Origin of the sequence: Vibrio mimicus CAIM 602 (assembly GCF_000338875.1) — a bacterium.
Lineage (GTDB): Bacteria > Pseudomonadota > Gammaproteobacteria > Enterobacterales > Vibrionaceae > Vibrio > Vibrio mimicus.
Genome location: NZ_AOMO01000099.1, coordinates 88,222 through 104,507 on the forward strand (window position 1 = coordinate 88,222; position 16,286 = coordinate 104,507).

At 46.1% G+C, this 16,286-nt stretch carries 12 protein-coding genes; 9 read left to right on the forward strand and 3 right to left on the reverse strand.

The window, feature by feature from the left end; all coding sequences use genetic code 11:
• Window positions 1-7 precede the first annotated feature (7 nt).
• From D908_RS00440 to nosR, 3 genes are read left to right on the forward strand one after another with little or no spacing between them, the layout of a single operon-like run.
• Entirely contained in the window at window positions 8-1,312 is a 1,305-nt protein-coding gene (locus D908_RS00440) for a sensor histidine kinase (protein WP_005527851.1), read from the forward strand.
• Entirely contained in the window at window positions 1,312-2,922 is a 1,611-nt protein-coding gene (locus D908_RS00435) for an EAL domain-containing response regulator (RefSeq protein WP_005527853.1), read from the forward strand. Before D908_RS00440 ends, D908_RS00435 begins: the two co-directional genes overlap by 1 nt.
• Window positions 2,909-4,252: a response regulator c-di-GMP phosphodiesterase, NosR family gene (gene nosR / locus D908_RS00430; RefSeq protein ID WP_005527855.1), complete on the forward strand. Its 1,344-nt coding sequence runs from the start codon at window positions 2,909-2,911 to the stop codon at window positions 4,250-4,252. The genes D908_RS00435 and nosR overlap by 14 nt, the downstream gene beginning before the upstream one ends.
• A 4-nt stretch (window positions 4,253-4,256) precedes the next feature.
• Here nosR and D908_RS00425 read toward each other — a convergent pair whose 3' ends face one another.
• A complete protein-coding gene (locus D908_RS00425; protein WP_005527858.1) occupies window positions 4,257-5,864 on the reverse strand; it encodes a sensor histidine kinase in 1,608 nt (535 codons plus the stop codon).
• A gap of 3 nt (window positions 5,865-5,867) precedes the next feature.
• Window positions 5,868-6,680: a phosphate/phosphite/phosphonate ABC transporter substrate-binding protein gene (locus tag D908_RS00420; protein WP_005527860.1), complete on the reverse strand. Its 813-nt coding sequence runs from the start codon at window positions 6,678-6,680 to the stop codon at window positions 5,868-5,870.
• 623 nt (window positions 6,681-7,303) lie between these two features.
• Here D908_RS00420 and D908_RS00415 point away from each other — a divergent pair.
• The 6 genes from D908_RS00415 to D908_RS00390 all read left to right on the forward strand — a co-directional run bounded on the left by D908_RS00415 (window position 7,304) and on the right by D908_RS00390 (window position 13,951).
• Window positions 7,304-8,935, forward strand: coding sequence for an ABC transporter substrate-binding protein (locus D908_RS00415; protein ID WP_005527862.1), 1,632 nt, complete (start codon window positions 7,304-7,306; stop codon window positions 8,933-8,935).
• A 94-nt stretch (window positions 8,936-9,029) separates the two neighbouring features.
• Window positions 9,030-9,950, forward strand: coding sequence for an oligopeptide ABC transporter permease OppB (gene oppB, locus D908_RS00410; RefSeq protein WP_000911062.1), 921 nt, complete (start codon window positions 9,030-9,032; stop codon window positions 9,948-9,950).
• Window positions 9,951-9,963: 13 nt separating this feature from the next.
• Window positions 9,964-10,866 carry an oligopeptide ABC transporter permease OppC gene (oppC, locus tag D908_RS00405; RefSeq protein ID WP_000956293.1) on the forward strand — a complete coding sequence of 301 codons (903 nt, stop codon included), beginning with the start codon at window positions 9,964-9,966 and terminating at the stop codon, window positions 10,864-10,866.
• A 27-nt stretch (window positions 10,867-10,893) separates the two neighbouring features.
• Window positions 10,894-11,865 carry an ABC transporter ATP-binding protein gene (gene oppD / locus D908_RS00400; protein ID WP_000054412.1) on the forward strand — a complete coding sequence of 324 codons (972 nt, stop codon included), beginning with the start codon at window positions 10,894-10,896 and terminating at the stop codon, window positions 11,863-11,865.
• Entirely contained in the window at window positions 11,862-12,854 is a 993-nt protein-coding gene (gene oppF, locus D908_RS00395) for a murein tripeptide/oligopeptide ABC transporter ATP binding protein OppF (RefSeq protein WP_001271737.1), read from the forward strand. Before oppD ends, oppF begins: the two co-directional genes overlap by 4 nt.
• Window positions 12,855-13,003: 149 nt before the next feature.
• A complete protein-coding gene (locus tag D908_RS00390; RefSeq protein WP_005527866.1) occupies window positions 13,004-13,951 on the forward strand; it encodes a glutathione S-transferase family protein in 948 nt (315 codons plus the stop codon).
• 84 nt (window positions 13,952-14,035) lie between these two features.
• On the opposite strand, the gene pta is transcribed toward D908_RS00390, so the two are convergent.
• Window positions 14,036-16,180 (reverse strand): phosphate acetyltransferase, encoded by a 2,145-nt coding sequence (pta, locus tag D908_RS00385; RefSeq protein ID WP_000091716.1) that lies wholly within the window; start codon window positions 16,178-16,180, stop codon window positions 14,036-14,038.
• Between the last annotated feature and the right edge of the window lie 106 nt (window positions 16,181-16,286).

The following is a 16,286-nucleotide window of genomic DNA, read 5'->3' on the forward strand; positions in this document are numbered from 1 at the left end:
GTGAAGTATGGTTGAAAAACAGCAGACTTCATGTGTAAACAGGGCGATGCGGGGGAATGGCAGCCATATTCCTTTTGCACTGTTAGCCTTCCTCAAAGTTCTGTTTTCAAACGTCAAACTAAAACGGAAATTCGAGAGTTTGATGACCACAGTCAGCGATTTAGTGCCCGATTGCCAAATTGCTTTATTGGAGCGCCAAGTCGACGACTGCTGGCTGATTATTCAAACCCATGCCGTGATGCCCGAAAATAGTGACTCACTTCCGCTCACTGGATTGAGTGAAGAAGAGTGGCACTGCATGCCTGAGGTTCAGGAAGATCCGGTATGGTTGGCGGATTATGCTGGCTATTTTCCGGATTGCCGTAGCGCGTTAGTTGTGAAGTTTGAAACGGGCGATAGTCATTATCAGCTGCTCATCATGCAACCTAGACTAAACGGGTTTAGTCACCAGCAACGAGATGAGCTTTACGCGCTGTTTGATGTTACGAAGAGCGCGCTGCACTCCATGTTGCAGTTCCACAAAACGGTGATGGACAAACATCAGGTTCAGCAAGAGGAAAAGCTGGCTTCTTTGGGGAAATTAGCCGCGGGTGTGGCGCATGAAATTAATAACCCACTTGGGTTTGTGATGAGTAATTTCAGTTTCTTGAATGAATATGTCGCCCAGTTCAAGCAACATCCTCAGATCCAGAAAATTGATGATCCGCAGTTGCAAGAGATCATCGCCGACAGTGAGGCGATTTTGATTGAAAGCCTTGAAGGGCTGTCGCGGATTAAAAATATCGTTTCTAGCCTCAACGTGTATGCGCATACGCGTGAAAATTTAGCGGAAATCGATATGCGTGACGTGGTGAGTTCGGCATTAGCTTTGATCATTGGGGATTTGAAATTCCGTGCGCAGTTTGAGTATTTCGCTCCCGATAGGCCGTATTACATTCGGGGCAGCTACAACAAGCTGCAACAAGTGTTGATTAATTTGATCATCAATGCGGTGCAATCTGTCTCTGTTGCCAACGATGGGTTGGTTCGTATTCAAATCACCGAAGTGCGTTCGCCGGGTGAAACGACCCCTCTCGTACAAGTAATGGTGGAAGATAATGGTAAAGGGATCAGTGCCGAACACCTTGAAAAGGTATTTGAGCCTTTCTTTACCACCAAAAAAGTCGGTGATGGTGCCGGGCTTGGTTTGTCTGTCGCGAGAGAAATTATTGAAGAGCATCATGGCAAGATTAAGCTCAGTTCAGCAGAAGGTGTTGGTACAAAAGTTTTTGTCATTTTGCCGCATTCGAGGCAAGCACAAGGGGTCTCCTGATGTATGTAAACCGAGAGATCCTGTTGGTGGATGATGAACCCGCAGTGTTGAATGCATTGAAGCGGGAGCTACGCCCTTATTTTCCCCACCTCTACACCGCAACCTGCGGGCAAGAAGCTTTGGAAGTTTTACAACAGCACCCTGTGCAGATGGTGATTTCAGATTATCGGATGCCCGGCATGAATGGGGCGGATCTGGTGATTGAAATTAATCGACGTTATCCGCAGATTATGTCGCTGATCCTCTCCGGTCAGGCGGATTTTGATGGATTATCACGTGCGCTCAATGAAGGGGAACTGTACAAGTTTTTACTGAAACCGTGGGATCGCACTTATCTTCTGCATACCATCTTGCAATGCTTCAGTGAGCTGGATCGCCAACAAGAATTCAATGCGGTATCTGGGTTGAAAACCGTACAAGCCCTGAACAAACAGATTTCGTTGTTACAGTCGCTGGCTGATCTTCCATATCTAGTGTTGATCATGGAATGGCCTTCACCACTTGATGAACAACAACTGCACGACATTGCAGAACGGTTTACGCAAGAGCTGCCCGATACCGATAACCTGTACCAAGATGGCACGCGTTGGTTTTGGGTCGTGCATCGTTTTACCTCTTGGTATCAAACTCTGTTTAAGCTATTCGCCCGTTTGCCAACATCACCTGGTGTTGATTCAGTAGGGGTTCCACGTTGGTGGATTGCGGATATTGAATCTTGGTCTGATGCGTTCCAAAAGCTCAATCATCAACCTCAAGAGCTTATTCCCTTATTGGATAATTTCCCCTTGTACTGGCTTGGTCAATCGGCAGAGACTCAAGAAATCAAACAGCTACTGAGTATTTACAACGATCTTCAGCTAGGCCGTTTTTGCGCATTCTACCAACCACAAAAAAATATTCTCTCTGGTGAGGTTGTTGCCTTCGAAGCGTTAGCAAGACGAATTATCGGTAAAGGGCTCTACGAGATGCCCGATCGCTTTTTTCCAATATTGGAAAAGTATCATCTGATCCCAGAACTTACCGAAGTGATGGTGCGCGATATCCTGATGTTCCTCACCGCAGAAGAAGCGACGCTGCAAAGCATGACGATTGGGGTGAATATTCCAGGAGCCATGCTCACCGATGGCAGCTTTCACCGGATGTTATTGAGAGTTGCACAAGAGCATAAGGCAGAACACGCACTCCACCGACTCTCGGTTGAAATCACAGAGCACGATTTGATTGCAGATTTTGATGCCGCTAAACATGAGATTTATAAGCTAAAATCATTAGGGATGCGCTGTGCACTAGACGATTTTGGTACAGGTTATGCGGGTTATGAATATTTGTGTGAAATCCCGTTTGATGTCGTGAAGATTGACGGACGCTTTATTCAAAGTCTGGGTAAATCGGACTCAAGTACAGTGATTTTAAATTCGATGATCTCCAGTATTAAATCCCTGTCAATGCAAGTGATTGCGGAGTGGGTGGATTCCGATCTGCAGTATCAAAGTTTAAAAGAGATGGGATGCGACATGGTGCAAGGGTATTTAGTGAGCCCTGCCATTACCTCAGAACAAGTCCTGAAGTATCTCAATAAACAAAGGGGAGGGCGCTATGCAAATGGATAATACGCACGACGATAAGTTAAACATTTTGCTACTGGATGATGAAAACGACATTCTGAAAGCACTCAATCGAGTATTGCGGATGGATTACAACGTTGTCACCTTCGATAACGGGGCGGATGCCTTGCAACATCTGCAGGAAAATCCAGTCCATATCATCATTTCCGATATGCGCATGCCCGAAATGGACGGCGCTGATTTTCTTGCGAAAGCGCGAGAAATGCAGCCACAAACCGTTCGCTTGTTGTTAACTGGCTACGCCGATATTCAATCCACCGTCAGGGCGGTGAATGCGGGCGGTATTCATACCTACATCAGTAAGCCGTGGGACAATGAAAACCTGAAATTGATCGTGGCGAAAGCGGCAGAGTTTTATCGCTTAAGTCGCGATAAAGAACGCCTGACGATTGAGCTGGCGGAACGCAATAAAGAACTCGAAGTGGTCAATCAGGAATTGGCAGAAAATAACCAGAAACTGGAAGAGTTTAATCAAGCGCTAGAAGCCAAGGTTCAAGAGCGGACTTTGGAGTTGCAAGATTCCAACAAACGGTTAGAAATCTCACTCGCCTCACGCAATAAAACCTTTAAAGATATTCTGGCAATGGTGACGGCGATCATCCAACATCGCACGGGGTATCCTGCCGATCATGCTGAACGAATTGCCAACCAAGCAAAATCAGTGGCAGTAAAACTCAAACTCCCGGAAACCATTGCAAGCCATGTGTATCTGTGTGGCTTGATGCACCAGATTGGTCTGATTGGCGAAACTGACAATGATTGGAAAGTGGTCAAAGTACATCAGGATTCCGATATCCCCGTAACTCCTAACGTAAACCCGATTTTAGGGGCAGAAATTGTTGGTCGAATTAAACGCTTTGAGCCTTTAATGGAAATTATTCGCCATCAAGATGAACTGTATGACGGCACTGGTAAGCCGGATCATTTACAGGGGGATCAAATTCCAATTGGGGCGCGGATTATTAAAGTCGTTAAAGATTACGATTTCTTTGTTTCCGGATCGAATAACCCAAGACGTATGCATACCAAAAGCGCCCAAGAGTATCTGCGTCAACAAGCCGGAATTTATTACGATATCAACGTAGTGGAAGCCTTCATTGCAATTGTAAGTGCAGTAACACGCATTGAAGAAGGAATGGAGCTGTGTATCAGCCTGAGTGAAGTTCGCCCGGGTATGGTGATCAAGCGTGATATCTATTTACCCAATGGTAGCTTGATGTTGACGGCAGGGAACGCCATGAACGAATCACTACTGCGTAAGCTGAAAGAGCTAGAAAAAGAGATGAATATGCCAATTCCTGTCTATATTGGCTGAGGGATTATGAATGGTGAGCCGGGGCTAAAGGCAAAGTGATTAATACGCGAGTGCCTTGCCCAAGTTCGCTGACTAACTGAATATCGCCCGAATACTTTTTGATGCTGCTGTATGCCTCGGTTAAACCAAGGCCAATGCCTTTGCCTACATCGTGAGTCGTAAAGAAGGGGTCAAAAGCGTGCTGTTTTTCCTCTTGGCTCATCCCACGGCCAAAATCAGCAATCTCAATCTCCAGCTGCTGTTGATTATGGCGAAGCGAGAGTTCAATACAGATTTTGGGATCATCTTTGGCATACGCTTGGTAAGCGTTATTTAAAATGGCGCTCAATGCAGTAATAAAGTCGTTGCTATAGCCGTAAATCAGTGGGGGATAGAGCGTTTTTTCTTTCCATACAATCCACTCCTGTAGTCCACAAATACGAATGGCTTGTTCTAAAAGGCTCAGTGGCGATACCCAACTGCTGTTTTGGGTATTTGGCTGAGGTTGGCAATGCTGAACTTTATCTACAATCATTTTGATTCGATCCACACAATGCAGCGCATCCTTCAAGCTTTCATCAATACCAGCCAAGCTCTCTTCAATGTAAAGGTCACTTTTAGTTTGGGTAAACTTGCCGTAATAAGCTGAGTCAGCCAGCATCAATTCGATATTGTCGAACCAGATTTTGAGCTGATTAAAGTCCTGTTGAAGCAACTGTAAGTGGCTTTTTAACGCACCATTGGGGTTGTTGATTTCATGAGCAAATCCGGCGGCCAGAGTACCAATGGAGATCATTTTTTCGGTTTCGACTAGCTTGTCTTTCATTAACGTCAGCTTGGTGTTCATCTCTTCAAGTTGCTGATTTTTAGCCAGAAGATTTTCGGTTCGCTGATTGACCTTGTCTTCCAACTCTAAGTTCCACTGCTCAAGCTGATGCTGATACTCACGCATAGTGGATTCGGAATGACGTAACGATTGAACCATCTGCTGAAAAGAGTGCGCAACACGGCTGACTTCATCGTGTCCCTGAATATCCAGTAGTACTTCACGGTTACCAAAAGTGATTTGATCGGTCGCGATTTTTAGTTGTGTCAAACGCCGTGTCAGAGCTGTGCCGAGTATGTAGGAGAAGAGCGCGACCAACCCCATCTCGCCCAGAATGATCAAAAGAGTCCAACGTCTTGCATGACCGAGTTGTTGCTCTAGGTAGGAGAGGTCAAAACCGATAAACACAGTGCCAAACTGAGTACCGCTGACTTCAATCACATCACTAACGGTATAAATCGGTTGTAACTGAGATAAATCCGGATTGTTATTCGAATAGTGCGCATCAAATAATTCGCGATCACCTTTAAATGTTAATAGTTTGCCGTGAGTATTTTCCACTGCCACATAAACAATGTCTTGATTCGACATCATTAATGCCGCAGCAGATTCAATACTGGCAAGGTCATAAGCCAGCACAGGATTTTTCACCATAGTGGAGAAGAGGGTGATGGTGGTTTGGGCACGCCGTTGTAATCCATCATAGTTGGTGGATTCAAGATAGCTCAGGGTGAAGGTGATCAAAATGGTCAACAAGATCGCCTCAATTAACGCCACTCCAAGCATAGTCTTTAAGCGTAAGGACATGCTTTATTCCTTAAGCAAGTGCGATAACGTTTGAATATTTAACTCACGAATATCGTTCCAGTCGCTGTCTTGCGCTGCTTCAATACCAGAAAAACCAATGGCTTGCAGTTGTAATCGACCTTGCTCTGTTTGAGAAAGATTGAGTAACGCACTTTGCAAAGCAGCGACTTGTTCTTTACTGAGCCTTGGATGATAAGCAAAAGCATGAGGAGTGAAACTGGGCGTTTCCCATAAGATGCGTAGTTGATTCGTGATCTCTTTTGGTGCCGTATCAAAAGTACGTTTTATCCCACCTCCGGCTACAAAAAAGCCATTGGCAACATTGAGATATACGGAGTCGTGTGAAGAGACATATTTGGAGTCGATATGGATGCCTTCTTTCATGAATATTGCTTGCGGAATAATGGTAGCGGCAAAAGCGGCAGGAGAAGGGAAAGCCAGCGTTTGCTGGTCGAGGGATCGAATGGACTGAATCGGACTGTCTTTCGCTACAACAATAATGCCCTGTAATTTCTGATTTTTTTGCTTTGCAAACGCAATATAGCCCGGGTTTTGGTGGAATAAAGTGTAGTGATAAGGGTTCATATACACCACATCATATTCTCCCTTTAGTACCCGTTGTTCAAACTCTGGAATAGTCGCGGCGGTATGAAATTCTAAGGATAGTCCTGAGTTTTCAGAGAGGGTTTCTAAAATGGGTACCCAACGTTTTGCGAGTTCTTCTGGGGATTGCTGTGGCACCACGCCAAAAGAAAGGGTTGCGGCAGAAATGAATGATGAAATAAACCAGACCAACACAAGCCACCAATAGCACATAAAATTCCCTTATTGTTCTAATGCTAACGGGGTAAGTATAGAAAACGATTGATTGGCTTGGGGATTATTTTCGGGTAGGCATTTTTTATAAATTCGTTGTAGCGAATCTGTTCAGCAAAATTTACGTTCTTGCCTCTTTCCCTCTGTCGCTTTGGACTGAACCGAAAGTCGTACGGTTTATACCAAACGATTGCTTAAAACCAAGGTTTGAGACTGCTCACATTTTTGTCTTATGAAATAGTGCATTGTCACAAAGACTTGGCTTGTTTGTGTATGAAATGTTAAATAGATCTGAGTTATCTAGAATAATGCACTGTACATTGTGTGTGCACTAGATTATCTGGCACATTGATCTGTTTCCGCCAGCTTCAGCATTCTAATCAACTAGAGAAAGAGAAGAGTGTTGGAGTTTTTTACTGATGTCTGAGAAAACCAGAGAGGATAGTCGGTTTTTAATACATTTTTATGGCAAATTAATTCAATGATTGCTAATGTGTGCCGCAATCCCTGTCAGGTGTAAGTTGCCTTTTGTTCATAACTTATACGACAAACGACAACGATCAGCCGTTCTGAATACCTGACATGGAAGTCATGGATGCAATACTAAAACTTGGAGTTTATGCATGTATAAGAACAAAATCACCCAGGCACTGCTTTTAAGTGCTGGTCTGGCGGTGGCTACCACGTCATTTTCCTCTCTTGCAGCGAATGTTCCTGCTGGTACCAAACTTGCTCCTGTTCAAGAGCTTGTTCGTGGCAACGGTACTGAAGTTGCGTCACTTGACCCACACAAAACTGAAGGTGTTCCTGAGTCAAACGTTATCCGTGACCTATTGGAAGGTCTGGTTAACCAAGACGCTAATGGTAATGTCGTGCCGGGTGCCGCTGAGAGCTGGGAAACCACTGACAACAAAACCTTTACTTTCCACATTCGCAAAGACGCGAAATGGTCTAACGGCGACCCTGTAACTGCACACGACTTCGTGTATAGCTTCCAACGTGCTGTAGATCCTGCCACTGCTTCTCCATACTCTTGGTATATGGAATACACCAAGATGAAGAACGCGAAAGAAATCATCGCTGGGGAAAAAGACAAGTCTACTCTAGGCATCAAAGCCGTTGACGACAAAACGCTGGTTGTTGAACTGGAAAGTGCAGTACCTTACTTCGTAATGATGATGGGCCACACCACAGTGAAGCCTGTTCACAAAGCGACAGTAGAGAAGTTTGGTGAGCAATGGACTAAGCCTGAAAACTACGTAGGTAACGGTGCTTACGCTCTCGACAAATGGGTTGTTAACGAGCGCTTAGAACTGAAGCGTAACCCACAATACTGGGATGACAAAAATACCGTACTGAACAAAGTAACGTATCTGCCAATTGAAAACCAAGTGGCAGAAATGAACCGCTTCTTGTCTGGTGAAATTCAGATCACGAATGAACTGCCTCTTGAGCACTTCAAACGTCTGAAAAAAGAGCACCCAGAAGCAGTACAAGTACAAGGCCAATTGTGTACTTACTACTACGGTTTCAATACTGCAAAAGCTCCATTTGATGATGTTCGCGTACGTCAGGCACTTTCTTATGCTATTGATCGTGACGTGATCTCTGATGCGATCTTAGGCCAAGGCCAAAAACCGGCTTATTTCCTGACGCCTGAAATCACGGCTGGATTCAGCCCAGAAATGCCAACTTACGGCAAAATGACTCAAAAAGAGCGTATTGCTGAAGCGAAAAAACTTCTTGAAGCAGCGGGTTACAGTAAATCAAACCCTCTGAAATTCACTTTGCTGTACAACACCTCAGAAAACCACAAGAAGATTGCTACTGCGATCCAATCTATGTGGAAAACCGCATTGGGTGTTGATATTGCACTAGAAAACCAAGAGTGGAAAACCTTCCTCGATACACGTCGTCAGGGTAACTTCGATGCAACTCGCGCGGGATGGTGTGGTGACTACAACGAAGCGTCATCATTCCTGACTCTGATGCTGTCAAGCAACTCATCAAATGACTCTAAGTACCACAATGCTGAGTATGATGCGACGCTTGAAAAAGCCATGACTTCAACGTCAGAAGAAGAGCGTCAAAAACTCTATGCTGATGCTGAGAAGTTGTTGGCTCGCGATATGCCAATCGCGCCAATCTATCAATACGTAAGATCACGTCTTGTTTCTCCAACTGTTGGTGGTTACCCATCAAACAACGCGGAAGACAAGATCTATATGAAAGATCTTTACATCAAAGCTCAATAATCGAGCCATAAAACTATAAATACATAGACACTGCATGTGGGAGTCACATGCAGAGTCTTTTCTTTTCCTTGTCACAGATTGAAAGAGTGAGTTTATGCTTAAATTCATAGCAAAAAGGATATTTGAAGCGATCCCAACCATGTTGGTATTGATTACTATATCTTTCTTTCTTATGCGCTACGCGCCAGGTAATCCATTTTCTTCTGAGCGTCCTCTGCCACCGGAAGTAATGGCTAACATCAACGCCAAATACGGCTTAGACAAACCCGTTTCTGAACAGTATCTCACCTACTTGACCAACATTGTTCAGGGTGATTTTGGTCCTTCGTTTAAGTACAAAGACTATACGGTGAATGAATTGATCGCCAGCGCACTGCCTGTATCGGTCAAAATCGGTCTTGCTGCGTTTTTCTTCACTGTCATTATGGGGGTAACGGTCGGAACCATAGCTGCCTTGAAGCAGAATACTTGGGTCGACTACACCATAATGTCCACCGCCATGTTAGGGGTGGTCATGCCTTCCTTCGTGTTGGCACCTGTGTTGATTTATATCTTTGCGATTAATTTTAATATTTTCCCAGCCGGCGGATGGCAAGACGGAGGGTTCCAGTACATGGCTCTGCCAGTCTTGGGGATGTCACTGCTTTACGTCGCTACTTTTGCCCGTATTACTCGTGGCTCAATGATTGAAACCCTGAACAGTAACTTTATCCGCACCGCTCGTGCGAAAGGGTTGAGTTACGGTTATATCGTGGTCAAGCACGCGCTGAAACCAGCCATGCTTCCTGTTGTGTCTTACATGGGCCCTGCTTTCGTTGGCATCATCACGGGTTCGGTAGTTATTGAGACCATTTTTGGCTTGCCAGGTATCGGTAAGCTCTTCGTTAACGCCGCCTTCAACCGAGATTATTCTTTGGTTATGGGGGTGACGATTCTGATCGGTTTCCTATTTATTCTGTTTAACGCGATTGTCGATATTCTTCTCGCTTACATCGACCCGAAGATTCGCTACTAATAGGACTTAGATAATGTTGACGAAAAAAGAAAACTTAGCGGCGATTGAAAATTTCTCGCAAAACCTTGAGATTCAAGGCCGCAGCTTATGGCAAGACGCGCGTATTCGTTTTATGCGCAACAAAGCAGCGATGGTCAGCCTGTTTGTTCTACTGTTGATCACTCTCGCCGTGATCATTTTACCTATGCTTTCTTCATACAGTTATGAAGATACAGATTGGTATGCAATGCATGCAGCACCTTCGGCTGAACACTGGTTTGGTACTGATGCTCTTGGACGTGACCTGTTTGTGCGTACGCTGGTTGGTGGCCGTATCTCCCTGATGGTAGGTATCATGGGCGCTTTGGTTGCGGTATTGATCGGTACTCTGTATGGCGCAGCGTCTGGTTTTATTGGCGGCCGCACTGACCGAGTGATGATGCGTATTCTGGAAATCCTTTACGCAATCCCATTCATGTTTTTGGTTATTGTATTGGTCACTTTCTTTGGCCGTAACATCGTGCTGATCTTCGTTGCTATCGGTGCAATTGCATGGCTGGATATGGCGCGTATCGTGCGTGGTCAAACGCTGAGCTTACGTAGCAAAGAGTTTATCGAAGCGGCGCATGTGTGTGGTGTAAGCAAGTGGAACATCATTACTCGCCATATCGTGCCGAACGTATTGGGTATTGTGGCGGTTTATTCAACCCTGCTAATCCCAAGCATGATTTTGACTGAATCTTTCCTTTCATTCCTTGGCCTTGGTGTTCAAGAGCCGATGACCAGTTGGGGCGCTCTGCTACAAGAGGGGGCAAACACAATGGAAGTTGCTATATGGCAACTGCTGTTCCCGGCGGCATTCATGGTGTTGACACTGTTCTGTTTTAACTATGTCGGCGACGGTCTGCGTGACGCGCTGGATCCTAAAGACAGATAAACCAAGAATAAGATAAAGGAAGCAATGATGAGTTTATTAGATGTCAAAGATCTGCGCGTAGAATTCACTACCCAAGACGGTATTGTCACCGCAGTAAACGATCTCAATTTCTCTCTCAAGCAGGGAGAAACCTTAGGTATTGTTGGCGAATCCGGCTCAGGCAAATCACAAACGGTATTTGCCATCATGGGACTGTTAGCCAAAAACGGTAAAATCACCGGTAGCGCGAAATTTGAGGGCAAAGAAATCCTCAATTTGCCGGAGCGTGAACTGAATAAAGTGCGCGCTGAGCAAATCGCGATGATTTTCCAAGATCCAATGACTTCACTTAACCCATACATGAAGGTTAGTGATCAGCTGATGGAAGTGCTGATGCTGCATAAAGGTATGGGTAAAGCGGAAGCGTTTGAAGAATCCGTGCGCATGCTGGAAGCGGTAAAAATTCCAGAAGCTCGCAAGCGTATCACCATGTATCCGCATGAGTTTTCAGGCGGTATGCGCCAGCGCGTGATGATCGCAATGGCTTTGTTGTGCCGTCCAAAACTGTTGATTGCGGATGAACCGACCACTGCATTGGATGTAACTGTTCAAGCGCAGATCATGGAGCTGCTTAACGATCTGAAGCGTGAGTTCAATACTGCCATCATTATGATCACTCACGATTTGGGCGTGGTTGCAGGCTCTTGTGACAAAGTGCTGGTGATGTACGCAGGCCGTACTATGGAATACGGTTCAGTGAACGATATTTTCTATAACCCAAGCCACCCTTACGCAGAAGGTCTGCTCAGTGCGATTCCGCGTTTGGATTCTGAAGGTGAAGTGTTGCCAACTATTCCGGGTAACCCGCCTAACTTGCTGCGTTTGCCAGTAGGTTGTCCTTACCAAGAGCGCTGCCATCGTGTGACGGATCGCTGTAAGCGTGAAGCACCGATTCTGCTGCCGTTTGGTAATGACCGTCAACGTGCGTGTTTTTCTGATTGGGAGGCTTGGACAAAATGAGCGCAGAGAAAAAATTATTACTGGACGTCAAAGATCTGAAAGTTCACTTTAACATCACTCCGAAATCGGCTTGGCCATGGACGAAACCCCTGACCCTAAAAGCGGTAGACGGTGTAAACGTTCGCCTGTATGAAGGCGAAACGCTAGGCGTAGTCGGTGAGTCAGGCTGTGGTAAATCCACGTTTGCACGTGCCATCATCGGTCTGGTGCAAGCAACACACGGCGAAGTGGTGTGGCTAGGTCAAGATTTGACACGTATGCAAGAAGTTAAACGTCGTGCAACGCGTAAGCAAATTCAGATGATTTTCCAAGATCCACTGGCATCGTTAAACCCACGTATGACAGTGGGCGATATCATCGCGGAACCACTGCAAACTTTCTATCCTGAGCTTTCTAAGCAAGAAGTGAAAGATCGGGTGAAAGAGATGATGACCAAAGTAGGTTTGCTGCCTAACGTGATCAACCGCTACCCACATGAGTTCTCTGGTGGTCAGTGTCAGCGTATCGGTATTGCACGTGCGCTGATCCTCAAACCTAAGATGATCATCTGTGACGAACCAGTTTCTGCACTGGATGTATCGATTCAAGCTCAAGTGGTTAACTTGCTGAAAGAACTGCAAAAAGAGCTGGGTTTAAGTCTGGTATTTATTGCTCACGATCTTTCGGTAGTGAAACACATTTCTGATCGTGTATTGGTGATGTATTTGGGCAATGCGGTAGAGTTAGGGGTATCCAAAGAGTTGTTTGCGAATCCTAAACATCCTTATACCAAAGCCTTGATGTCAGCCGTTCCGATTCCAGATCCAGATCTGGAGCGCAATAAAACCATCCAGATGCTGGAAGGGGATTTGCCTTCGCCAATGAACCCGCCTTCAGGTTGTGTGTTCCGTACTCGTTGCCCTCAAGCAACCGCAGAGTGTGCGAAAACCAAGCCTGTGATTAAAGGTTCCGATATTCACTCAGTATCTTGTTTGTACGCTGAGGCATAAATTCAGCCTGTGACGGGCCAAGCGCGATTCCTTGTTCGGGTCGCGCTTTTTTTGTATTCAAATTTTTTGAACAAGACGACCAGACGCTTTGGGTTAAGTCGCGTGTTCCGTTGCCTATAATGCTCAAAAGATGAGTGATAGGGGGCAAAATGGGAAAGCTAATTAAAGGCAAGTGGCACGATGTATGGTACGACACCAAACAAAGCGATGGAGAGTTTGTTCGAGAAGATGCTGGATTTCGTGATTGGGTTGAAGCCGCGCCCGACGCACGTTTTAGTGCTGAATCTGGCCGTTACCATCTCTATGTGTCCCTTGCTTGTCCTTGGGCGCATCGCACACTGATTTTCCGTGCTCTAAAAGGGCTTGAAGCACATATTGATGTGACAGTTGTCTGCCCGGATATGTTGACGCACGGTTGGCAGTTTGGCATCCCCGAGCCTCTTTATGGTTATACCCAATTACATCAACTGTATACCCACGCCAAAGCCGATTACACAGGGCGAGTGACTGTGCCTGTGTTGTGGGATAAGAAGCTACAAACCATCGTCAGTAATGAATCTTCGGATATCATTCGTATGTTGAACAGTGCGTTCAATGGGTTAACAGGTAATGAAACCGATTATTACCCCAAAGCTTTGCGAACGGTAATCGATGAATGGAATGATTTTATTTATCCCAACATCAACAATGGGGTATATCGTTGTGGCTTCGCGACCACGCAAAAAGCCTATGAAGAAGCGTTTGAAGCGCTTTTTGCAGCATTGGATAAAGTTGACCAACATCTCGCGACTCATCGCTATTTAGCGGGAAACCAAATCACCGAAGCGGACTGGCGCTTGTTTACCACCTTAGTGCGTTTTGATGTGGTGTATGTCGGGCATTTCAAATGTAACCGCCAACGTATCGCTGATTATCCACATCTCAGCGGTTATTTGCGTGAGTTATATCAAGTGGACGGTATTCAAGAAACGGTCGATTTTTACCATATTAAGCGGCATTACTACTTCAGCCATACCACGATCAACCCCACTCAAGTCGTTCCCGTCGGGCCTGAATTGGATCTCCTGAGTCCGCATCAGCGAGAGCGGATTGGTTGAGATACGGCCATAGATTTTATGAATAAAGAGCATAAAAAAGCCCCCGAATTTCGGGGGCTTTGCATTTTAGCCGATTAGCCGGACTTATTTCTGCTCTTGACCTGCTTGGATAGCCGTCAGGGCGATGGTGTAGACGATATCGTCAACCAATGCACCGCGAGACAGATCGTTAACTGGCTTACGCATACCTTGCAGCATAGGACCGATAGAGACCAGATCCGCTGAACGTTGTACCGCTTTGTAAGTCGTGTTACCTGTGTTCAGATCTGGGAATACGAATACGGTCGCTTTACCTGCTACTGGAGAGTTCGGTGCTTTAGAAGCCGCTACGTTTTCCATGATTGCTGCGTCGTATTGCAGAGGACCGTCAATGATCAGATCAGGACGTTTCTCTTTCGCAATGCGGGTTGCTTCACGTACTTTATCAACGTCAGCACCTTGACCAGAAGTACCTGTCGAGTAAGAGATCATCGCTACGCGAGGCTCAATACCGAAGGCCGCTGCTGAATCTGCTGACTGGATAGCAATCTCAGCCAGTTGTTCTGCGTTTGGATCTGGGTTGATCGCACAGTCACCGTATACCAGTACCTGATCAGGCAGTAGCATAAAGAAGATTGACGAAACCAGAGACGCATTCGGTGCAGTCTTGATGATTTGTAGTGGTGGACGAATGGTATTCGCGGTGGTGTGAACCGCACCAGAAACCAGACCGTCAACTTCGTTACGCTCAAGCATCATAGTGCCCAGAACAACGGTATCTTCCAGTTGTTCACGCGCAACCACTTCAGTCATGCCTTTGCTCTTACGCAGTTCAACCAGACGAGCCACATATTGCTCTTGCGCTACTTTTGGATCGATGATTTCGATGCCAGAACCCAGCTCAACGCCTTGCTGTGCAGCAACACGTTTGATCTCTTCTGGGTTACCCAGTAGCACACATTGTGCAATGCCGCGCTCAGCACAGATGGCTGCCGCTTTCACTGTACGTGGCTCATCACCTTCTGGCAGTACGATACGCTTGTTCGCGCTGCGAGCAAGTTCAGTCAGTTGGTAACGGAATGCAGGTGGGCTCAGGCGACGAGACGCTTGTGCACCTTCAGTCAGAGAGTCTACCCATGGGCCATCAATATGGCTTGCTACGTGCTCGCTGATGAATTCGATACGCTCTTTGTCGTCTGCTGGTACTTCAAGGCTGAAGCTTTGCAGATTCAGCGAAGTTTGCCAGGTGTTGCCTTGAGCTTTGAAAATTGGCAGACCAGTATCAAAGGCAGGCTTACACAGATTAACGATTTCATGCGGAATGTCGTAACCGCCAGTCAGCAGTACCGCACCGATTTCCACACCGTTCATCGCAGCCAGTGCCGCAGCAACAATCACATCAGGACGGTCTGCTGACGTTACCAACAGTGAACCTGGTTTGAAGTGCTCAATCATGTGTGGGATAGAACGTGCACAGAAAGTGATGCTCTTGATACGACGAGTATTGATATCGCCTTGGTTGACCACTTCAGCTTTCAGGTGCTTCGCCATATCGATAGCACGAGTGGCAATTAGGTCGATGCTCCATGGCACGCAACCCAGTACACGGATCGGGCTAGTGTTGAAGATTTGCATTACTTCAAGGTTAGCTTGCTTCGCGCTGTCCGCATCATCAAAGATTTCAGACAAGTCAGGGCGAGTACGGCCAGCTTCATCAACTGGTGCATTCAGCTTGTTGATGATAACGCCAGAAATGCTCTTGTTTTTGGTACCACCAAAGTTAGAGCACGCAACTTCAATACGCTCTTTCAGTTGCGTTGGGTTATCAGTACCCGGAGTAGCAACGAAAACAATTTCTGCGCCTAGCGTGTTCGCGATTTCCGCGTTCACTTGGTTAGCAAAAGGGTGCTTACGTGTTGGAACCAGACCTTCGATCAGAGTCACTTCTGCATTTTTGTTGATTTGGTTGTAACGCTCAACCACAGTTTCCAGCAGAACGTCCATTTTCTCGCTACCAATCAACGCTTCTGCAGCAGACATGCTCATCGGCTCGCCGATCTTGATGTCGCTGTTGCGGCTCATGACAGTAGAAGTCAGGTCAGGTTGGTCATTGCCAGTACGTGGCTGTGCAATAGGCTTATAGAAAGAAACGCTAACCCCTTTACGCTCCATTGAACGCAGGAGACCCATGCTCACGCTAGTCAGACCGACGCCAGCGCTGATTGGGATAAGCATAATAGTACGGGACATTGGTAAAGTACCTCAACACTATTGATACCAATCTAAGGTGCTTAGATTGAAAGTGACAAAGCTCAAGCGCAGATTAGGCTTACGCTGAGCCCCTAAATGACACTGG